The sequence below is a fragment of the Burkholderia sp. FW306-1C-G01B genome (assembly GCF_058781685.1).
Genome location: NZ_JBYSWZ010000006.1, coordinates 367,058 through 387,566, shown reverse-complemented (window position 1 = coordinate 387,566; position 20,509 = coordinate 367,058). Strand labels below are relative to the sequence as shown.

At 63.5% G+C, this 20,509-nt stretch carries 17 protein-coding genes and 3 pseudogenes; 8 read left to right on the top strand and 12 right to left on the bottom strand.

All coding sequences use genetic code 11. From position 1 onward, the window contains the following. From AC3WLY_RS15140 to AC3WLY_RS15125, 4 genes are all read right to left on the bottom strand, one after another. Complete coding sequence (locus AC3WLY_RS15140; RefSeq protein WP_492308644.1) at positions 1-1,251, bottom strand: metallophosphoesterase family protein; 1,251 nt, start codon at positions 1,249-1,251, stop codon at positions 1-3. 422 nt (positions 1,252-1,673) lie between these two features. After that, complete coding sequence (locus tag AC3WLY_RS15135) at positions 1,674-2,216, bottom strand: hypothetical protein (RefSeq protein ID WP_034182565.1); 543 nt, start codon at positions 2,214-2,216, stop codon at positions 1,674-1,676. Positions 2,217-2,529: 313 nt separating this feature from the next. After that, a complete protein-coding gene (locus AC3WLY_RS15130; protein WP_492308727.1) occupies positions 2,530-2,808 on the bottom strand; it encodes an immunity protein PIM1 family protein in 279 nt (92 codons plus the stop codon). 168 nt (positions 2,809-2,976) lie between these two features. Then, complete coding sequence (locus tag AC3WLY_RS15125; protein WP_492308645.1) at positions 2,977-4,962, bottom strand: gamma-glutamyltransferase family protein; 1,986 nt, start codon at positions 4,960-4,962, stop codon at positions 2,977-2,979. Between the two features lie 278 nt (positions 4,963-5,240). On the opposite strand from AC3WLY_RS15125, the pseudogene AC3WLY_RS15120 reads away from it, so the two are divergent. Together AC3WLY_RS15120 and AC3WLY_RS15115 are read left to right on the top strand one after the other, a co-directional pair. Beyond that, positions 5,241-5,394, top strand: a pseudogene (locus tag AC3WLY_RS15120) (DUF2165 family protein); the annotation flags it as partial. An 87-nt stretch (positions 5,395-5,481) separates the two neighbouring features. Then, positions 5,482-6,420, top strand: a complete 939-nt coding sequence (locus AC3WLY_RS15115) for a site-specific integrase (RefSeq protein ID WP_425130673.1) — start codon at positions 5,482-5,484, stop codon at positions 6,418-6,420. Between the two features lie 33 nt (positions 6,421-6,453). Here the strand turns inward: AC3WLY_RS15115 and AC3WLY_RS15110 are convergent, their stop codons facing one another. The 3 genes and pseudogenes from AC3WLY_RS15110 to AC3WLY_RS15100 all read right to left on the bottom strand — a co-directional run. Then, complete coding sequence (locus AC3WLY_RS15110) at positions 6,454-6,933, bottom strand: RES family NAD+ phosphorylase (RefSeq protein ID WP_175963970.1); 480 nt, start codon at positions 6,931-6,933, stop codon at positions 6,454-6,456. Beyond that, positions 6,930-7,385: an Xre family toxin-antitoxin system antitoxin gene (locus tag AC3WLY_RS15105; protein ID WP_031403156.1), complete on the bottom strand. Its 456-nt coding sequence runs from the start codon at positions 7,383-7,385 to the stop codon at positions 6,930-6,932. Before AC3WLY_RS15105 ends, AC3WLY_RS15110 begins: the two co-directional genes overlap by 4 nt. Positions 7,386-7,709: 324 nt before the next feature. Then, positions 7,710-7,802: pseudogene (locus AC3WLY_RS15100) on the bottom strand (catalase); the annotation flags it as partial. Here AC3WLY_RS15100 and AC3WLY_RS15095 point away from each other — a divergent pair. From AC3WLY_RS15095 to AC3WLY_RS15085, 3 genes and pseudogenes are all read left to right on the top strand, one after another. Further along, positions 7,801-7,962 (top strand): annotated as a pseudogene (locus AC3WLY_RS15095) (helix-turn-helix domain-containing protein); the annotation flags it as partial. The pseudogenes AC3WLY_RS15100 and AC3WLY_RS15095 overlap by 2 nt on opposite strands. A 320-nt stretch (positions 7,963-8,282) precedes the next feature. Continuing rightward, complete coding sequence (locus AC3WLY_RS15090; RefSeq protein ID WP_175963981.1) at positions 8,283-8,594, top strand: DUF4148 domain-containing protein; 312 nt, start codon at positions 8,283-8,285, stop codon at positions 8,592-8,594. Positions 8,595-8,914: 320 nt separating this feature from the next. Then, on the top strand, positions 8,915-9,628 hold the full coding sequence (locus AC3WLY_RS15085; RefSeq protein ID WP_072440335.1) for a dienelactone hydrolase family protein: 714 nt from the start codon (positions 8,915-8,917) through the stop codon (positions 9,626-9,628). A 418-nt stretch (positions 9,629-10,046) separates the two neighbouring features. On the opposite strand, the gene AC3WLY_RS15080 is transcribed toward AC3WLY_RS15085, so the two are convergent. Together AC3WLY_RS15080 and AC3WLY_RS15075 are read right to left on the bottom strand one after the other, a co-directional pair. After that, positions 10,047-10,988 carry a LysR family transcriptional regulator gene (locus tag AC3WLY_RS15080; protein ID WP_310144247.1) on the bottom strand — a complete coding sequence of 314 codons (942 nt, stop codon included), beginning with the start codon at positions 10,986-10,988 and terminating at the stop codon, positions 10,047-10,049. Between the two features lie 299 nt (positions 10,989-11,287). Continuing rightward, positions 11,288-12,586 carry an adenylosuccinate synthase gene (locus AC3WLY_RS15075; protein ID WP_492308646.1) on the bottom strand — a complete coding sequence of 433 codons (1,299 nt, stop codon included), beginning with the start codon at positions 12,584-12,586 and terminating at the stop codon, positions 11,288-11,290. A gap of 140 nt (positions 12,587-12,726) precedes the next feature. On the opposite strand from AC3WLY_RS15075, the gene gcvA reads away from it, so the two are divergent. After that, positions 12,727-13,632, top strand: coding sequence for a transcriptional regulator GcvA (gene gcvA / locus AC3WLY_RS15070; protein ID WP_175963967.1), 906 nt, complete (start codon positions 12,727-12,729; stop codon positions 13,630-13,632). 179 nt (positions 13,633-13,811) lie between these two features. Here gcvA and AC3WLY_RS15065 read toward each other — a convergent pair whose 3' ends face one another. Continuing rightward, the gene (locus AC3WLY_RS15065) at positions 13,812-14,123 is read right to left on the bottom strand and encodes a hypothetical protein (protein ID WP_072440343.1); all 312 of its coding nucleotides are present in this window, start codon (positions 14,121-14,123) and stop codon (positions 13,812-13,814) included. A gap of 748 nt (positions 14,124-14,871) precedes the next feature. Here AC3WLY_RS15065 and AC3WLY_RS15060 point away from each other — a divergent pair. Both AC3WLY_RS15060 and AC3WLY_RS15055 read left to right on the top strand, forming a co-directional pair. Beyond that, a complete protein-coding gene (locus tag AC3WLY_RS15060) occupies positions 14,872-15,150 on the top strand; it encodes a hypothetical protein (protein ID WP_492332684.1) in 279 nt (92 codons plus the stop codon). Positions 15,151-16,687: 1,537 nt separating this feature from the next. Then, positions 16,688-18,004 carry a replication initiation protein gene (locus AC3WLY_RS15055; RefSeq protein ID WP_175963965.1) on the top strand — a complete coding sequence of 439 codons (1,317 nt, stop codon included), beginning with the start codon at positions 16,688-16,690 and terminating at the stop codon, positions 18,002-18,004. Positions 18,005-18,097: 93 nt separating this feature from the next. On the opposite strand, the gene AC3WLY_RS15050 is transcribed toward AC3WLY_RS15055, so the two are convergent. Both AC3WLY_RS15050 and AC3WLY_RS15045 read right to left on the bottom strand, forming a co-directional pair. After that, a complete protein-coding gene (locus AC3WLY_RS15050) occupies positions 18,098-19,129 on the bottom strand; it encodes a ParB/RepB/Spo0J family partition protein (protein WP_175963964.1) in 1,032 nt (343 codons plus the stop codon). Beyond that, complete coding sequence (locus AC3WLY_RS15045) at positions 19,122-19,817, bottom strand: AAA family ATPase (RefSeq protein WP_175963963.1); 696 nt, start codon at positions 19,815-19,817, stop codon at positions 19,122-19,124. The genes AC3WLY_RS15050 and AC3WLY_RS15045 overlap by 8 nt, the downstream gene beginning before the upstream one ends. Positions 19,818-20,509: the final 692 nt, after the last annotated feature.

Below are 20,509 nucleotides of genomic sequence, written 5' to 3'. Positions count from 1 at the left end.
TTACTCCCCCCTTGCCAGCCGCGCGAGCAACGCGGGACCGACCTGCTCGACCAGCGCCGTGAGCTCGCCCGCGCGCGCCATCGTCAACAACGGCACATCCTCCTTCACGTCGCTGCGGACCTTGCCGACGAACGGCTTCAGGTCGCGTTCGAGCAGCGCGAGGAAATCCGGATCGTGCGCGGCTTCGGCCAGGATCTGCTTCAAATCCTCCAGCGCTTCAAGCTGCTCGCTCTCGCCCTGCTGATGATCGGCGGCAGACGTCGCGAGCCGGACCTTCTCCAGCCACAGCCGCTCGTTGCCGATGATGCCGATCTGGTTCAGCACCTCCGCACGCAGCTGCGGCGCGCGGCCGAAAAAGAGCCCATGCGCAGGCGTGCGCCCCGTGACCGTCACGCGCACCGCGCGCGGCACGTGGCCGTCGACGGTCAGCAGCGCCTCCAGCGACTGGCCGATCTTTCTCGACAGGTCGGCGACCGTGAAGCAATCGGATGCGTCGACCGACACGGCTTCCCAGCGCAGCACGTCGAGATACAGACGCTCGACCTGCGTGCGGCCTTGCTCGACCGTCACGAGCACCGCGCCGCGGCGCCCCGTCTCGCGGATATGGCGCCCCTGCAGGTTGCCCGGAAACACGACGGTGGACGGCCCCGTCCATTGCTGGAATTCGTGCACGTGGCCGAGCGCCCAGTAGTCGTAGCCCTTTGCGTGCAGTTCGGCCAGCGTACACGGCGCATAGTTCGGGTGCGCCGCATAACCTTCGAGCGCCGTGTGCAGCACGCCGATGTTGTAGTACCCGGGCACCGGGTCCGGATAACCGATCGCAAGATTGTCGACGACGGCCTTGTCCTTGAAGCTCTGCCCGTGCAGCGCGACATCGAATTCCGGCAGCTTGTGGGTTTCGGGCTTGCGGTGGCCGAACACGGTGACGTTGTCGGGCAGCGTCAGCTTCTTCGTCATCTCGCTTTCGGCATCGTGGTTGCCGCCGAGGACGAATGCGCGAATGCCGGCCTTGCGCAGGCGCCCCATCTGCTGGCCGAAGAAGATGCCCGTGTTGTGATCCTTCCAGTCGCCGTCGTACAGGTCGCCGGCGATCACGAGGAACGCGACTTCCTCTTCGATCGCGCGATCCACGAGTTGCCGCAGCGCCTCGCGCGACGCGTTGCGCAACTGCGCGGCCGGCGCGTCGGGATACGCGCTCAGGCCGTGCAACGGGCTGTCAAGGTGAATGTCTGCCGCGTGGATGAACTTCACGAAGATTCCTCTGTTTCATGACGAAGGGCGGCGCCGCGCGCGCAGGCCCGGCCGTCAATCGCAATCCTGGTAGCCGCCGGGTTCGCCGGAACGGCGTTTTGGTGTCGTCTGTCGTCACGATATCGATCGGACATGCTTGCCCGCGTCGGCCGGCGCTGCCATCGCGGCGGCCCGGCAACCGGGAGCCCCGCTATTTAAGCATGGCGGCCGGGCAATGGGCAGGGACCGCGCGCGTCGCCTGTCGCGGGCTCGTGCCCGGGGCATCCGGTAGCGCGCACGTGCCCATCGCGCCGCCGGATTCGCGGCGAACGCCGATGCATCACTGTATTGCGAGGAACGTCGAACGGCGCGCCGTGTGCGCCGATAAAAAAACGGCCCGGCCCGCTTCGAAGCGGGCCGGGCCGTGATTGGATGCGTGTTGCTTACAGCGCGCCGCCTTGTGCCGAAGCCGAACCCTTCACGCCGACCGATGCGCCGCCCTGCACCGAATTCGTCGCGCCTTCGAGCGCTTCGCCGGCCTTCGCCTTCGCGCCGCCCGCAACATCGCCTGCCGTCGACACCGCGCCTTGCGCGTGGCTCTTTGCGGTGCCTGCGACGTGCTTCACGTGCGACTTCGTCGAGTGTACGGCCGAGGCTGCGGCATCCTTCGCCGTGCCCGCTGCCGAACCCACCGCCTGGGTCGCGCCGCCCACCGCATTGCCGGCTGCCGCGCCGACGCCGCCGACCGTCTTGCCGACGCCGTTCAGCGCACCGCCGACGAGGTTGCCTGCGCCCGAACCCGAGCCTGCCGCATTCGCGCCGGCGCCAGCCTGCACGCCCACGCCGCCGCCGAGCAGCGGCGTCTGGACCTGTGCGCCGACGCCTGCGGAACCCTCTGCGCCGGTCTGGGCCGTCTGTGCGAAAGCAGCCGACGTCGCCATCGCCGTCAGAGCGGCACCCAGCAGAATCGTACGAATCTTGTTCATGGTCATTCTCCCCAAAAGACGTTGTTGCTGCGGGCCGCGTTCGTGCGGCTTGTCGCATGCCTCGCCGCGACGTGCGGCAGGTGGAGCTAATGTAGCGGCGCCGACGCGCAAAACGATTGATTTGCGGGGACTGTTACTTCAGTTGCAAATGCTGACGATTGACTCACACTGTTTGACAATCGGGGGCTTGAGATGGGAAAGACGGCGTACTTGCCGACGAGCAGGCGCGAATCCGACGGCATGCGGCACGGGTCGCCCCGCGATCACGCCTCACCCGATCGCCGCGTATCGGGAAACCACGAAAGTGAAACGGCTAGCAGGGGAACCAGCCGTTTTTATATGCATTCCAAAGTATGTGTGTCGACCGGACCTCGGTGCGGCGCGACAACCGGCGCCTCGCGATCGATTCGATATCGTCGGACACGCACGCCGCCGCTCCGGCGTTGTCCGATGCGCCGAAGGCGAGCTTGAATGCCTTTTCCCGCAATGCGTCTACTGCCGGCCTGTCGATCGCCGTACCCGGATCGTCGTCGATCGCATCGCATGCCGCCATCCACTGCGCATCGAACGGCTCGGCATCGCGACTGTCCAGCGCGCTGTCGCAATCGACATCGCCGAGGGAATCGAAAAGCCTGGCGCCGACAGGACTGCGTCCATTTCAAGCAGACGTGCGTGCGTCATTGCAGCCCCTTAAAGAAACGCGGCCCCGATCGCCTGTTGGCAGATACAGGCAGATCGGGGCCGTGCGCGTTCCGCCCGGTTACGGCCGGAACGTATCGCCGAGCACGACGCCTTCGCGACGCGGATCGGTGCCGCCCTGCAACGCGGGCGACTGGCCGACCGTCACGCGCATTACGGTGTTGACGCCGCTCGCCTGCGCGGACGTCGACACCTTGTGCCCGAGCGCGAGCAGCCCCGTGATCAGCGGATCGTTCGCACCGTTGTTCGCCGCGTTGACGTTCGGATGCTCGCCACCGATCGTGGTCGTCGGGCTGTTGCTCGCGCCGAAATCGACGAGGCCCGCGGACTGCTGCGCATCGAGCCCCCAGTCGAGCGCGCCGACCAGCGTCTTGACCACGTATTGCGGAATCGTGCCGCCGCCCGGCGAACCGGTCGCCATCACGAAATCGCCGCGCGAGCCGTCGGCGGCCTGACCGAACACGATCGTCGGCGCCATCGAGCTGCGCGGCCGCTTGCCCGGCTGCAGGCGGTTGGCCACCGGATTGCCGGCGCTGTCGACCGGGTTCGCGGAAAAGTCGGTCAACTGATTGTTCAGCAGGAAACCGTTGGTCATGTGGAACGAGCCCATGCTCGACTCGACCGTCGTCGTCGCGCTCAGCACGTTGCCGTCGCCGTCGACGATCGTGAACTGGTTCGTGCCGTGCTCGATCAGCGTCGTGTCGACGCCGAGCGGCACCGCGCCGAAATTGCCGGGCTGTGCGGTGCCCATGCTCTTGGCCGCGTCGATCAGCGCCGCTCGCGATTTCAGGTACGGCTTGTTCAGCAGCGTGTCCCACGTGCCGCCCGGCAGCGGCACGAAATCCGTATCGGCCACGTACTTGTCGCGGTCGGCATACGCGAGCCGTTCGGCCTCGGTGACGAGGTGCACACCCGCGACGGTCGGCTTGCCGCCCTCGAGATCGATCGCCGTCGGCTTCAGCGACTTCAGGTCGAAGTTCTCGAGAATGCCGAGCGCCGCGGCGACCGCGATACCACCCGACGACGGCGGCGGCATCCCGCACACCCAGTAGCTGCGATAGGTCGTGCATACGGGTTCGCGGCGTTTCGCCTGATACGCGGCCAGATCCGCGACGGTCGTCTTGCCCGGCGTGAGCGTCGAGCCGTCCGCGCCCTTCGTCGTGGCGATCTTCGCGACGATGTCCTGCGCGATCTGCCCGGTGTACAGCGCATTCGCACCCGACTGCGCCATCAGCGTCAGCGTGTGCGCGTACGCGGGGTTCTTCAATACGGTGCCGAGCGTCTTCGGCGAGCCGTCGGCATTCAGGAAATACGCGGCGGCGTCGGGGTCGCGCTTCAGGTTCGCGGCGTTTGCCGCGATCGCGTCGGCGAGCCGGCCGCCGATCGGGAAGCCGTTGGTCGCGAGCGTGATCGCATCGCCGAACAGGTTCTGCCACGGCAACCGGCCGTGATCCTGCTGCAGCGCCTCGATGAGCCGCGGCACGCCGATCGTGCCGATCGAGCGGCCGCTGGCGCGCGCGTTCGGCAGCGGCGCCGAATGGTCGGTCGTGTCGTCGACGTAGCGCAGGTAGTTCTCCGTCGCGGCGGCCGGAGCGGTTTCCCGGCCGTCGTATGCCTGCAGCGTCTTGCCGCGCGCATCGTAGTAGAGCAGCACGCCGCCCGACCCGAGGCCCGTCGCCTCTGGCACCGTCAGGCCGAGCACGGCCTGCACGGCGACCGCCGCGTCGGCGGCCGTGCCGCCTTTCTTCAGCACTGCGCAGCCGGCCGCGCTCGCGTAAGCGTTCGACGTCGCCACCAGGTAGGTCTTCGCATAGACGGGCTTCATCCCGGTGCGATAACCCGACGACGCTTCCGGCAGCGACGGATCACCCGGCTGGTTCGAGCCCACCACGACCGTCGCGCCGCTGTTGTCGACCGCGAGGCAGCTCGTATCGGTCGAAGGTGCCTGCGTGCGCCCCGCTTCGTTCTCGACGTCGCCGCCGCATGCCGTCAGCAGGGCAGCCGCGAGCAACGCGGACGCATACGGGAAAATCGCTGTTCTGTTCATTGTCTGTCGATGTTCTTTTAGGTCGTTGCGATGGACACCGCGCTGCCTGCAACCCCCTCGGTGTACAGGCAACGCGTTCGATAGTCCCACGAACAAATTTTTTTCCGCAATAAGGAAATGACGCGACGCGACCGGTCGTTGTATGTGCAGCGCCACCGAACCGGCTTGAGGGTTCGCTTGCTGCACTGCATCGGCGCGCGCAGGTCCTCGACCCGCGTCAGTGCGTTGTCGAAATCGCGCTGGCCACGCCGCTCGCGCAGGCAATTCCTGCCGCCGTGGTCAGCGGCGAATGGTTCGGGATGTGGATGTCGAAGCAATGGAACGGCGTACCGGACGCGTTCCGGTTCTGCATCACGCAGCTGCTCGTGCTTGTTTGCTTGTTGACCTGACGATGCGCGACGACGTGTCGACGACACGCGTGCCGCGCACTGATGCGCCGGTTGCATTGCACGGGCCGGCCGGATTGGAATGGACATCGGGACGATTGCCGGCGTCACCGCGTCCGGCTATAAATCGTGGATGGATACGAATCGCTGGATTCACGATCCCGTCGGCGCCTTTCGCGCATGGCAGGAAACCACCGCGACCGGCGCCGGCCGCCGGCCGTTCGCGCCGCGCTCGGTCGTGCAGCACGTCGCGATGTTCGAACGGTTCCTCCGCCATCTGATCGCGCACGGCGTGTCGCTGGCCACGTTCGGGCCCGACCACGTCGCAGCCTTCCTGACGGAGCTCGAACGCACGTGCGCGCCCGGCACCTCGACCCGCGTGCGTTACGCGAAGCTGATCGACCGGCTGGGCCGGCATCTGGTCGACACCGGCGTGCGGACGATCCATCCGGCCGGCCGGACGACGCGCCATCTCGCGTGGCCGGACGGCGAGCCCGAGCCGTGCTACCTGCCGCCCGACGCCGACGCGGCGCTGCAGCGCCATGTGCAGCCGCGATCGGACGACACGCCGGCCGACTGCCGGAATCGCGCGATCGTCGCGCTGCTGCTTGCGAGCGGCATCACGTCCGCCGAGATTCGCGCGACGACGCATGACGCGCCCGATCTCGACGCGCTGCCGCCGGCGCTGTCCGTGCCGCGCGATCGCGCGCGGCCGGCGCGCCGGATCGAACTCGCCGCGTTCGCGCTGGCGCCGCTCGCCGCATGGCGTGCGCGCTCGGCAGACGCACCGGCATCGGTACTGCTGTTTCCCGCGCCGCGCGGCGGTGGCACGATGAACGACATGTTTCTGCTGCTCGTGGTGCGCGACGCGCTGACCTCGATCGGCTTCCACGCAGCGGACATGAGCCCGCGCGTGCTGCGCAACACGTATGCGCGCCGCCAGTTGCTCGCCGGCCACACGCACGCCGATGTCAGCGCCATGCTCGGTCTCGTCAGTACGCGAACGGTCACGCGCATCCGGCAGACGCTGCCGCCCGATGCGGCCGCGGATCGCGCCGCACACGAGCGTTGAACCAGCTCACGGCACGGGCCCTGTTCTTTTTTTCTATTCGCCCGGCTTCGACTCGATCAGCCGCAGAATCCGGGTGTCGTACGGCGATTGCATGACTTCCGCGACGCGGATCTCGGGCGCGGCCGGATGCAGCGGATTCAGCAGGAAGTTGTGCGCGTGCGGCACGACGACACTCGGGACGCGCAACAGCGCGCTCGGCTGCGTATGCAGCCACTCGGTGCCGGCGCTGCGGGTCCAGTCGACGTTCGTTTGCCAGTCGTCCGGCGCGTCGCCTTCCGCGATCTCGGCGACGTCCACCGATTCCGGCACCTCGATACGAAGCAACTGGTATCCGCTCGGCAATTGCGCGACGGTGGCGATTTCGAAATGCACGAGCGTCTCGAGCAACGCGAGTGCCGGATGCTCGGCGAGATACACGACGGGCTGTCCGGCAAAATGCCAGCGCCCGCCGGCGCGCAACCCGCCGATGCCTTTCAGGTCGGCGTAATTGCTGATTCGCCACAGCGTCATCAAGCGAAGTACCCCTCGTCGATCTGCGTGAGGACCTCTTCGACGAGCCGCGCGCCATGCTCGGTGCTCGCCATGTCGAGCGACGTGCGGCCGCCGAAGCGCTGAAGCCCGTTGCGCAGCCACGCCATCGCCTTGTCCTGGTCGCCGAACGTGGCCGTCGCCTGCGCGACGATGCGCGCGAGGCGAATCGCCTTGTCGGATTCCTCCGGCGACAGGCGTTCGTGCGCCTGGCGACGGTGGCTCAGCGTGCGGCGCGGGATGATGAAGGCCAGCTCGTCCGATTTCAGCCCGCGCTCCGACAGCCGGTCGATCACCGAGACGTCGACACGTGCGCTCGCCAGCTCGGCAAGATCGGCACCCGATCGGACACGGATCGCCAGTAGCTGCTCGAGAATCGTGAATTCGGCCTGACGCGGATGCGCGACACCCGAAGGATGAAAAGCGATGGTACTCATGATCACTCCCCGGCAATTTGCCCAATCATTATAGGCGTTTTGCCGAGGACTTGTGGGGGCGAGTTGGGAGAGCCGTTGTGGCCTGTCCGCCAAGCGTCGGCGAAGGAGCCAGCGGATGTGGCCGGCTGTCTGGCAGCAGATTCCGGCGGTTGCGAATCGAAGATTCGCCTGGGTGAGGTGATGCAGTTATTCAGTATATAAAATCAGAGAAACATCTGGTGATTGTTACGTAACAACTTTTTTACTGACTTAAGGCGATTCCGCCCTCGGCGGTGCTCGCGAAGCGTTCTCGATCATGCTTCGACGGAGCGTGGCCACCAAGAGACACTTCGGCGCGTTCACCGGAATCTGATTGAAATTGACGCCGAGACGGTAACGCTGCGCATCGCCGGCGAAAAACAGGCGCGCCTGCAACACGGCGGCTCGTCATTTGCTCGAGAACACGCATGACACGCAGAAACAGGTCGCCGCGAAATGCGGCTTCGCGAATGTCGATACGCACAGGCGGTCATTCACCCGGCACGTCGGGATCACGCCCGCCGAATATCGGAAGCGTCAGGCGGCCCCGACCAAGTGACGCGGAAGTGCATGAGCCATGCCGACCATCTCGCCCAAATACTTCGGAATGCGATTCAATTGATCGTCACGCGGCCGCTGGTCGATCGATCACATCGAGACCCGAAAGGCTGCGCCTTACGCCTATGCAGCGGGAGCCGACAGGCCCTCCGGCATGCCCGCAATCACCAGACAAAAACGCTAATTCCCGCGAATTGTTTACCCAGTTGCAATAATTATTCGCTGGAACGCGTATTTCCGACCCGTAACGCGATCGCTACGATGCAATCAACCGCTGAACGCAACAAGCGAAGCGCGAAATCAACGAAACCGGAGGTCATCATGAAGTCGCTCATCTACGCTGTCGTCGCCGCAACCGCCCTGTCCGCCTCGTATGGCGCATTCGCACAATCGAACCCGTCGGGCCAGTTGACGCGTGCCCAGGTGCGCGCGGAACTCGTCCAGCTCGAACAGGCCGGCTACAAGCCTGAAGTCTCCGATCAGTACTACCCCCGCGCGCTGCAGACGGCACAGGCCCGCGTAACGAACGCCGATGAAACCGGTTACGGCGCACAAGCCGCCGCCGGCGTGCGTGCCGGCCGCGCAATCGCGGTCAAGCAGGATGGCCGCGACTCCGTGTATTTCGGCCAGTAAGCCCGACGCACACGGCGCGTTCCGATCTGCGCGCGGCAAACGAAACACCCCGCTCCCGTTCATCGGGCGCGGGGTGTTCGCTTTTCGGTGATCCGCTCCGTGACCGGATCGCGACCGTCGATCGACACGCCCCCGCCGATCGCGCGCCGCGCAGCGCCGTTCACGCAGGCAGCCGGCGTTTGCGCATAGAATGGCCGCGTGGTCGGTGTCGGCCGAAACGAACGCGAGCGAAACCACGACGCCCTGCATGTCCGATCGTCACCGCGCCCGCTGGCCGGCCCGCTGCCGTACTCATCGCATTTTTGAAAAGGAGCGGTTTCATGTCTCAAGCATCCGGTTCCATGATCACGTTTCGCCGCCCGGACGGCCAGGAACTACAGGGTTATCTCGCCAGGCCGGAAAAGACCGAAGGCGCGCCCGCGGTCGTCGTCATCCAGGAATGGTGGGGGCTGAACGACCAGATCCGCGGCGTCGCGGATCGCCTCGCGCGCTGCGGCTACTTCGCGCTCGTGCCCGACCTGTATCGCGGCAAGTCGACGGTCGAGGAAGAAGAGGCACACCACCTGATGACCGGCCTCGATTTCGGCGACGCCGCATCGCAGGACATTCCCGGCGCCGTCACATATCTGAAGACGTTGGCTCCGCGCGTCGCGGTGACGGGCTTCTGCATGGGCGGTGCGCTGACGCTGTTGTCGCTGCAGTTCGCCGACGCGGACGCGGGCGTCACGTGGTACGGCTTCCCGCCGCTCGACTACCTCGATCCGGCGAAGCTCAACGTGCCGCTGATGGGCCACTGGGCCACACAGGATGCATTCTTCGCGATCGACCAGGTCGACGCGCTGGAAAAGAAGCTGACCGATGCGAAGGTCGGTGTCGAATTCCATCGTTATCTCGCGCATCACGGATTCGCGAACGAAACGGCCGTCGGCACCGGCCGCATCTCCGGCACGCAGTTCGATCCAGTGTGGTCGCAAATCGCGTGGGATCGCACGCTTACGTTCTTCGGCCGCACGCTCTGGGCGAAGCCGCAGTAATACGCGATCGACGCGCTCGCGATAAGCCGACGCAAACAAAAACGCCACGGACTTTCATCCGTGGCGTTTTTGTTTGCCGGGTACCGTCGAGCGGCGTGGCGGCCGGCCGTACGTGTACCCGCTTCCGGACGACGTCGCGCTGCCTGCCGTTCCCCCGTTGAGCGAATACTGGGCCGGCTGCACCGCCGCGCGCACGCGATGAAGCAGGTCGAACCGATTCCAGGAAGTTGGCACCGCGCATCGAACCAACGATGTTCGATATCGAAAGCAAGCGATTTCATAAGGACGTGCTGGTTGCCGGGGGCGTCGTTTCCCGGGTCGATCGCGATCGCATCGTCGACGTCCGCCTTAAATGCAGGACTACGGATTATTTCATTTTCCGGAGCAAAACGCGCATATGAACAGCGGCAGTGCTGACTCAGGATTTGCAGGACGCGTTCAGCGCGGCCTCGTCGGCGGACAGCATTTCAGGCACGCATTCGCGCAGGAAATCGACGAACGTGCGGATCTTCGCGTCGAGATACTGACGCGAGGCGTACAGCGTGTAGACCGTCAGCTTCTGCAACCGGTATTCGGGCAGCACGCGCACCAGCGCCCCGCTCGCGAGCGCGGGCAGTGCGGACGACATCGGCAGCGAGCCGATCCCGAGGCCGGCGCGCAGTGCGGCACCCAGCGCATCGGCGATGTTCACCTGGAAATCGGGCAACGGCAGGTCGAACGTCTCGTGACCGTCCGGGCCGTCGAGATGCCAGCGATCGCGCGGGAACACCGGCGTGACGATCTGCAGGCACGCATGCCCTTCGAGCTCGCGCACCGTGCGCGGCGTGCCGCGCTCCTTCAGATACGCGGGCGACGCGCACAGCACGCTGTGCACCTCGCCGAGCCGCTGCGACACGAGCCCCGAATCGGGTAGCTCCGTCGTGCTCAACTGCAGCGACACGTCGTAACCTTCGTCGATGATGTCGGGCACGTGCTGCGACAGCGTCAGCTCGACCGCGACCGACGGATAGCGCTGCCGGTAGCGCACGACCGCGGGCACCACATAGGCCTGGCCGAAACTCGTCGTCGCGTGAACGTGCAGCCGTCCGGACGGCTTCGCCTGTGCGTCCGCCGCCTCGGCTTCCGCTTCGTCGATATAACCAAGGATGCGCTGGCAACGATCGAGATAGCGCTGCCCGGCGTCGGTCAGCGCGATGCGGCGCGTGCTGCGGTTGAGCAGACGCGTGCGCAGATGCGTTTCGAGCTGCGCGACAGAACGCGATGCGTATGCCGTCGTGATGTCCAGGCGCTGGGCCGCGCTCGTGAAGCTGCCCTCCTCCGCGACCCGGACGAAAATGCGCATCATCTGTAACGTGTCCATCGGCCTGTCCCCGGGATTGAGATCACGGCGCGCCGCCGTGCGGCCGTGGTGCCGGCGGCTCCGGCGCAGGCCGGTCTGGCGCGAATTGTGCGGAACAGTACAGCAGCGCTGCAGGCGTGTCCAGTTCGCCGTGTGCGGCGTGATCCGGACGCCGAATCGTATCGTGGAGCCGCCCTTCGCGCCGCGTCCGTGCCGGGCGTGTACGCGATCGAACACGCCGGCACGCAAACTACGTCGGGTCGGCAAAAACTACCCGGCGACCACGATGCCGATCCGCGATTTACGCCGTCGACGGCACGTTACGCGGCGGCCGCCGCATCGAACGGATTACGCAACACGATCGTGTCGTCGCGCTCCGCACCGGTCGTGATCATCGATACCGGCGCGCCCGCTACCGCTTCGATGCGCGCAATGAAATCCTGTGCGGCGCGCGGCAGCGCCGCACGCTCGCGCACGCCCTTCACGGTGCCATGCCAGCCGTCGAACCGTTCGTAGACCGGCTTCGCGCGCGACTGCGCGTCGAGGCTCGCGGGCAGATGGTCGACCCGCGCGCCGTCGAGTTCGTAGCCGACGCACAGCTCGATCGACTTGAAACCGTCGAGTACATCGAGCTTGGTCAGCGTCAGCGAATCGATGCCCGAGATCCTGACCGCCTGGCGCAACTGCGCGGCATCGAGCCATCCGCAGCGTCGCGGCCGGCCGGTGTTGACGCCGAATTCCTGCCCGCGTGCGCGCAGTGTTTCGCCCGTTGCGTCGGTCAACTCGGTGAGGAACGGGCCGCCGCCGACACGCGTCGCATACGCCTTGGTCACGCCCAGCACGTGGCCGAGCTTCGACGCGCCGAGGCCCGTGCCGGCCGCTGCCGCCGATGCGACAGTGCCCGACGACGTCACGAACGGATACGTGCCCCAGTCGATGTCCAGCATCACGGCCTGCGAACCCTCGAACAGGATGCGCTCGCCGCGATCGGTCGCGTCGTCGAGGTCGGCCCAGACGGGACGCACGAACGGCAGGATCTTCGGCGCGAGATCGACGAGCGTCGCCAGCATCGCGTCGCGCGAACACTCGTCGAGCCCCAGGCCACGGAACCACGCGTTGTGATGGTCGACGAGCACGTCGAGCTTGTCGGCGAGCCGGCCGGGTTCCGCGAGATCGCCGACGCGCAGCCCGCGACGCCCGATCTTGTCCTCGTAAGCCGGTCCGATCCCGCGCAGCGTGGTACCGATCGGTTCGCGGCGCAGGCGCTCCTGTGCCTGGTCGATCGCGCGGTGAATCGGCAGCACCAGCGTCGCGTTCTCGGCGATCGACAGGTTGTCCGGCGTCACCGATAGCCCGAGCTCGGCCATCCGCGCGATCTCCGCGAGCAGCGCTTCCGGATCGAGCGCCACGCCGTTGCCGATCACGCCGCGCTTGCCGCGCACGATGCCGCTCGGCAGCAGCGCAAGCTTGTACGTCTTGCCGCCGACGACCAGCGTATGGCCCGCGTTGTGGCCGCCGTTGTAGCGTGCGACGAGGTCGGCCTGAGCCGCCAGCCAGTCCACGACGCGCCCCTTGCCCTCGTCACCCCATTGCGCACCCACGACCACCACGTTCGGCATGCTCCGCACTCCATGTGAGAAATTCAGACACTCGTTCGGCCGAGCCGGCCGTTTGTGTGCCATATTGGCGGAGCTGGATCGCCCGATCAAACGATTAAACCTGAACTATCGCGTGAGTAAATTTCACGCGAAACGATGCAATGGCCCGACGTCTTCCTCCGTTGAATTCGCTACGCGCGTTCGAAGCAGCCGCCCGACTCGGCAGTTTCACGCTTGCCGCCGACGAGCTGTGCGTGACGCACGGCGCGATCAGCCGGCACGTGCAGCAACTGGAGGCGTGGCTCGGACGGCCGCTATTCGAACGCCACAACCGGCGGGTCGAACTGACCGACGCCGGCCGCGCGTATCTCGCCGAAGTCGGTGCGTCGTTCGACCGGATCGCGCTCGCCACCGCGCAGCACTTCGGCCACGCGCAGCAGCGCGTGCTGCGCGTCAGCGCGCCCGCGACGTTTTCGTTGCGCTGGCTCGTGCCGAAGCTGTCGTCGTTCCAGGTCGCCCATCCGACGATCGAGGTACGGCTGTCGACGTCGAACGAGCCGATCGAGAAACTGCGCGACAAGGTCGACCTGATCGTTCGAGGCGGCCCGCAAGCCATCGACGGTTACGTCGCGGAGGAATTCCTGTCCGAAGTCCGGCTGCCGGTGTGTGCGCCGAAGCTGCTGGAAGGCCGGCCGTTGCGTACGCCTGCCGATCTCGCCGGCTTCACGCTGCTGCACGCGGCGACCTATCCCGGCATGTGGCCCGAATGGCTCGCGGCGGCCGGGCATCCGAATCTCGTGCCGCGACATTCGCTCACGCTCGAGCATTTCTACCTGACGCTGCAAGGCGCACTCGACGGACTCGGCGTCGCGATGGGGCCGATCGCGCTCGTCGCGGACGACATCGCCGAAGGCCGGCTCGTGCAGCCGTTCAGCGAACCGGCTCTGCCGCCGTGGCGCTACTTCACGTATGTGGCGTCCGCGCGCGCGGACGACGAGGCGGTGTGTGCCTTCAAGGACTGGCTGAAGGTGACGGGGAACGCAGCCGCATCGGGCGCGCAGCACTGACCGTATCGACCTGCCGGTCATGCCCGCCATTCAATGTAGGATTCCGAATCAAATAGCACAAATGCGCGGATCGGGTTTGCGCTCGTTCATGAGCGGCATTCTGCTTTTGACGTGCATCGCGTGACCGCGATGCACGCGGCAAGCCGCGGATCGTATCGCAGCTTGCCGCCGAACGGCGCTTACTGGCTTGCGCCGGCGGCTTTCTTCTCCGCGTTCTGCAGGTTCTGCGGATAGTTCGGGTCGTTGGCCGCCGGCTTGTAACCGGCGTCTTCGAGTTTCTTCAGCTCGGCGGTGTTTTTCGCGCGCGCAGCCTTGCGCTCCGCTTTGCGTTGAGCCCTGGCCGCCTTGCGTGCCTGGCTCTTCGCCGCCTTGGCGTCCTGTGCAGGAGGCGTGCTGGCGGCGTCGGTCTGGGCAAATGCAGGAACTGCCGAGCCGAACAGGAACGCGGCTGCGGTAGCAGCCAGCGTGAGTTTTCTGATCTGGATTCGCATCGCTGAACTCTCTTTTCTGATGATTATCACGGTTGGAAAGACCATCGAGATACCGCCCCTGTCCTGATCGGTCGTCATGTCGCGATCGGGACCTGTGCATCATAACCGCGTCGTGAAAAATGTGGCGCCAACGTGCAAACGGAGTTGGGGATACACGTATGGGAGAACACGTGGACGTTGCTCTACCGTCGCGCGGAAGAGACAGGGACGTACATCGCGTTTCGGCGCGCGTGAAGATCGCGCGGTCGAGGCAGCGGAAACGTCGGACGTACAGCATGCTTCGGTGATGAAGATCGATCACATGGCGTGATGCGCGGCCGCGATTCCGATGACATTCGTATCGTCGTGTCTAGCTCGCATGCCGATTGCTGTTTCATAGGTGGTGTTAGCAGCACGCTCATGCTTGCGGTGATCTTCGTCACATGAAGCGCAATCACCGCAATAGTTGTCGATCTGTGTGCAATGTTGCCGCTCGACGCGGCTCCAGCGACGGGTTCTCCCATAAACGGCCACGATTCGGCTCGTCCGGTGATCGATGCGATCGTCTCGTGTTACTGCACCGGAAGGCGACGTCGTCTGGTGTGTATAGCGAAATGGGTAGACGCTCGGCGTAGGGTGAAGACGTTGACCGGAACCCCCTCACGAATGCGCGGGGGGAGCCGCACAAGCATTGCGATACTCCGTCCGGCAGACGTTGCGCGTCGTGTTGATGCCGCGACAACGCTTGTCAGTCGGCCCGACTCTGCTCGTGAACACGTCAGGCAACGCGCGCGGGCCACAGATTTTTCATTTGACGATTTTGGCCGTCGAGTATCCCTTGCGGATGCCGCGGCTGCACAGCTTGCATATACCTGTGGGACGCGTCGCCGGTGAGCTTTTCCGGGATCAGGAAGTTTCTGACGGTGAGAATGTTCGGGATCGTTATTCGAATTCGATTGCGGTGAGCTTCTTCAGCGGCCGCATCTTCACGTTGGCTCGTAACACTCACGAGATCGGCCCAGGAGCCGGCCACCTGTGCGGCTGGTAAAGCGGAGGCGACTCTTGCTTCCGGGAGGCTGTGTTGGCCTCTCGTTGCCATTCAAGAGCACAGCATTACTCTTCGGTCGATCCAAAGGTAGAAAGTTGGGGAACCTCGGGGCGGGGAAGCAAGCCGCGTCTATTTCCTCTGTGCACTGTCCACAGGCTAAATGTAACGAGAAGCGTCGGTAGACGACCGGCAAAAAACTTGTCCACAGAACGGGAAGCATGAGTACAAAAAACCATTCGCGTGCCGTCCAGGGTGATTTCGAACTGCTGTGGGTGAAACTGACAATGTTCATGTGTTCGGTCGCTGATCCGATTTGGCTGTCGATCACAGGAGCGCGGGTCGTCGCGGCCCCGGCTTTTCGGTCCCATAGATGGGAACCTGAATGCGGAAACCGGTGATTTCTGCCCGGTTTCCTCCCATAGGTTTCTACTTTTAGGTGTTGTGAGTGGGCACTCACCTCTCCGGGAACCCTTGTTGGGCCTGAGGGCTTGTTCCATCAAGGCCTCAGGCTCTGTCCAGCAGGCCTGAATCGAAGCAGCGGGATACTTAACGAACCATAGACGGATCCCATGGGTAGCGGTTTATGGGGCTTGTCTTTCTGTGACAGCACACGTGTGTTTACATCTTTGGTAAACCACGTTTACTTCTTTAACTACTTTTAGACGGCTCACAGCCTTATTCCACAAGGGTTTGACCGATGTTCGGTACCCATTTATGGGAGCACAGGTGGAAGGGTTTGGGGTTTCAGGTCTGTGGATTTGGGGTTTTGGGTACCGGGTTGTGGGGAATCGGGGCTGTGGATATGGGGCAAGCGTACCCGGTTATGGGAAATCAGCCTGAAAACGAGATGGGTAGTCGTCTATGGGAACGCAGGCAGGTAGCCTTTTATGGGACGTTTTTTTTGACCCGTAAGTGCTTGCGTGCACAGTGATTTTTTTCGGGTAGCCGTTTATGGTGTCTCTCGATGGTAACCGTTTATGGGTGGTCAATCGGGCCGGCCGAGCGTGTTTCACCAGGACCTCTCTGCTGGCTGCTCCCATAGACAGGATCGATGTCGCGGACAGGTAACCTCTTATGGGATAACCGAATGGTTGCCGTTTATGGGAGCGATTTCTCCCTTCGAGGCCGAAAGTAACGCTATCGCCCATGTCGAAGGTTGCCGACAGGTAGCTGTCCATGGGAGTCGATGAAGGTAGCCCGTTATGGGAGGAAAACGGCTGCGTGTTGCAAGGCACCACGAATCCGGTCGTCGATCGCGATTCCGCTCGTTTGCCCCCATGGATGGGTACCTTCCCTGGGGCAAATCTCGTGCCGGGTTTCTGTCGCCGGACCCGAAAGGTAGCTTCTTGTGGGAGGTTTTTTGGCCAAAAGGTAGATGGATATGGGGCCCCGCGCAGATTGTTTCATCACGAATTTCCCTTTTGCATCTGAAGGTTAGCCGTGATATTGCAAGTGATGCTGGAGCGAGGGCGTTGCTCTGCGGCGTGAGAAGGTATAAAGTCCGCTCTCAACAAGGTCACCTTATCCGGACATCACGATGCCGCGCAAGCCCGCAAGCAAAGGCTCAGACAAACAGGTTTCACTGTTTCAGACACCCGAGCCTCCCGACTTGCTGCGCAAGGCGGTCCAGGCGATTCATATCGCGCCCAAGTCGGGAAAGATCGGTCTGCAGCAGCGCAAGATGTTCAGCTCGCTGATCAAGAACGCGCTTCGGCAGGAGGCGTTCGAGCCGGGCCGGACGAGCTTCTCGATCTCGATCGCCTCGCTTTCGCACGAGAGCGGGTTGAACAGCAACAACACGAAGTACGTGAAGGACACGGTCAACTCGCTGATCAGTACCGTCGTCAACTGGGACTACCTGGCCGCGGACCGTTCGACAGTCTGGAAAGCGTCGGGCCTGCTCGCGGGCGCGGAGCTCGAGCAATCGGTGCTGAAGTACAGCTTCTCCGACCAGATTCGCAGCGAGCTGCTCAACCCGGAAATCTACGCGCTGATCGATATGCGGATCGCCCGCGAATTCCGGCGATCACACTCGCTCGCGCTGTGGGAAAACACGGTGCGCTACGAAGGGATCGGCATTACCGCGAAGATTCCGCTGCCGAAATTCCGCGACCTCATTCTCGGCCAGGACAAGGCGTCGCAGTCGTACAAGGAATACAAGCTGTTCAAGAGCAAGGTCCTGGTGCCGTGCATTCAGGAGGTGAACGAAGTATCGGATCACACGCTCGAGCTGATCGAACACAAGTCCGGCCGCAGCGTGGAAGCCGTTCAGTTCAAGGTGACGCGCAAGCAGAGTGCCGATACGGTCGAAGACGGCGACGTCAAGAACGAAGCGCTGGTCGAGGAGGTCGCGAAGTTCGGCATTCCGCGTTCGGAAGCCCGCCGGCTGATCACGCAATACGGCGTGCAGCGCATCAAGGCGGCGATTGCCTATACGCTCAATCGGACTACGAAGAAGAACGCGGCGCCGGTCGACAACGTGGCCGCGTATTTCCGCAAGGCGCTGACGCACGGCTACACGCTGGCCGACGGGCAGGGAACCGAAGCGGCCGCACCGGCGAAGGAATCCTCGCAGAGCAAGCAGGAGCAGATTCGCGACAAATATCTGGCGGCGAAGGTCGAGGAAGCCGGCGCGTATTTCCGCGAGTTGGAGATCGACGACCAGACCAAGCTGATCGATCGCTACAACGAGACGGTGGCGGGCTCGAAGGATCTCACGCTGTCGCCGAAGAAGAAGGCGAGCAAGCTCGCGCAGACCAGCTTTTTCCGATGGCTGGCGCTGGATACCTGGGGCGAACCGACCTCGGACGACCTGCTGGAATTCCTGCTCAAAAGCAGTCTCGCAAGCAACTGAACAAGGCCTCGCAACCGGGAGGGCGCCGTGCGCCGGACTTCACCGTCCGGTTTCGCGGCGCAACGCGGATGCGAGGCCTTTTGCTTGGGCGCGTTACTTTTGCGTGGCGGCTGCCAGCTCGGCGACGTAGGCGTCGATAACGGTCTTGAGCCTGTCGGCGAGCGCTTCCTGATGGGACGTGTCGACGCCCTTGAGCTGCAGGTCCAGACGCCCGTCCGGGTAGGTCTTCAACTGGCCGATCGCTTGCGATTCGAGCGCGAAGTCGTGACGAACGCTGTAGCGCGTGCGTCCCGCTTTCTTGTTGTCGTCACTCTGCGCACGCAGGAAATTCTCGAGATCGCGGACCGATTTCTTCCGGTCGATCACGGCCGTGAGTAGCCGGTCGGCCGTCGGTTCTCCCAGGCGCTCGAAGATCAGCTTCAGGAAGTACGCTGCCTGCAGGCCGACCACGTCGTTCGCGCTGGCCATCCGCTCCAGCAGCGTGTTGGGCAATGCGTTGAGCGACAGCGTCTTGCTGATCGATGCCTTGTCCTTGCCGATCTTCTCCGCGAGCGTGTTCTGGTCCTGAAAGACCTTCTCGTCGAGGAGACGCTTCCATGCGACCGCATCGTCGAAGATCGTCTGGCGTTCGTGATCGTGGTTCGCCCGATACGCGATCGTATAGAGCTGCTCGGGCGTGTGGTCCGTGCGGAACGTGGCGTTGATGGTTTCGTCGCCGTTGATGCTCGTCGCGCGCAGCCGGCGTTGCCCGTCGATCACGACGAGCTTGCCGGGAAACTCCGGGAGCCGCGTGACCTTGATCGGCTCGATCTGCCCTTCCCGTTTCAACGTCAGCGCGAGCTCGTGCAGGCTCGACTCCGAATAGAACACACGCGGGTTGAACGGGTTCGGGATGCAGTCCTTGACCAGTACCTTCTGCGGCGCGCCAAGATCCGGTGTGCCGGCGGGTGCGACCGCGGCCGGGGGCACGGCGGTGGGCGTCGCGTCGACGACGTTCGGTGCAGCCGGCGGCTCGGGCAAGCGGGTTTCCAGTGCAGCGTTTTCCTGCGCGAGCCCGCGCAACAGGCCGGCCGCGAGATGCAGGTTGCCGGTCGGCTTCTTGTCTTTCGATGTGTCCTTAGCCATGGGCGGCTCCGGTAGCGCGCGTCGACGCGATGTATTGGGCCATTTCCGTGACCAGCCTTTCGATTTCCGCGCGGGCTTCCTTCAGCCCCTTCAGGTATCGATTGTGATGATGGATCGTGGTGCCGAGTGCGAACGTCTGACGGTAGACCTCGCGTTGCGCGATCTGGCTGTCGAGCAAATGCTCCCCAATTTCTTCAGCTCTTAGAATTTTTAAAATTTCTTCACGCATTTTAGTTTTTCCATTAACACTATTCAGCATTAATGCGGAAGAAAGATTCGGGTTACGAACGGCTCGCATCGACTCGATCATGCGAATCATCGCGACGGTGCTGTACAGGTCCGCCGGCGACGGTGACAGCGGCACGAGGCAGAAGTCGGCGACTTCGAGCACGGCCGCGATGCGCGGATCTTCGAGGTTGCCCGGACAGTCGACGACGATCACGTCGAAGTTTGCGTCCTGCTTCTTGATTTCGCCGCCGATGCCGCGACCGGCGGGGGCCAGCGAAAGGACCGTCATCGGCAAGGTGTTCTCACCGCTCGTCACCCACCGAACGGAAGTGCCTTGAGGGTCGGCATCGATCAACGCGACCTTGTTGCCACCGGCCTCGAACGCAGCCGCGATGTTGACGGAGATGGTTGTCTTTCCAGTACCACCTTTTTGATTACTGACGGCGATCTTGAAAGCCATTAAATTCCTCCAAGGAGTTTTGCGTAATATATTCAGTTGTTATCGAAATGTCCAGAAAAGTGTTCGGCTTGATGCATGTCTTGGAGATCGTTGTTGTTGTCACGTGACAAGTAGGTCGAACGGCTAACGAACCAATCGTGAATGCTGATCAAGTAAAAATAAAATTGTCGATTACGGTCACGAAGAATGCGCAAAGGGTTGAAGGAAATTCGACTGTCATTGGCGTCGGTGACGAAACTCGATCGCAGAGACTTTTGGAATGGCAGTGCCTTTGGCGCTAACAGAGCCCCTTGCGAATCTGATTGGCCGGTTTACGGATGTCGTCGAGGGGCGTAGTTGTCACGTGACAAGTCGCCGGGAATTGGTCGCAGTCGATGTTGCGTGTCGACAGGAAGAGCTTGATTCGATTGGGATGTGGATTTCGGTTATGTCAATCAACGCTCGATAGTAAGCGTAAGCCAGTGGCTGGTTCGATTGCTTGCCTGGGGAGTTGTCACGTGACAAGCAACTAGGCTGTAACGCAGCGGCGTTGTAATTTCTCGATAACGGTTACGATCGGTCAAATTTAGATGCGTTAAGCGGATCAAAGCGGAGCGAATTTATAGATAGTTTCTGTCGCTGCGTTCAGTTGGTATATGTTCTGTCCGAGAAGTTGTCACGTGACAACAAAGGCAGCCCGAGCATCATAGAAA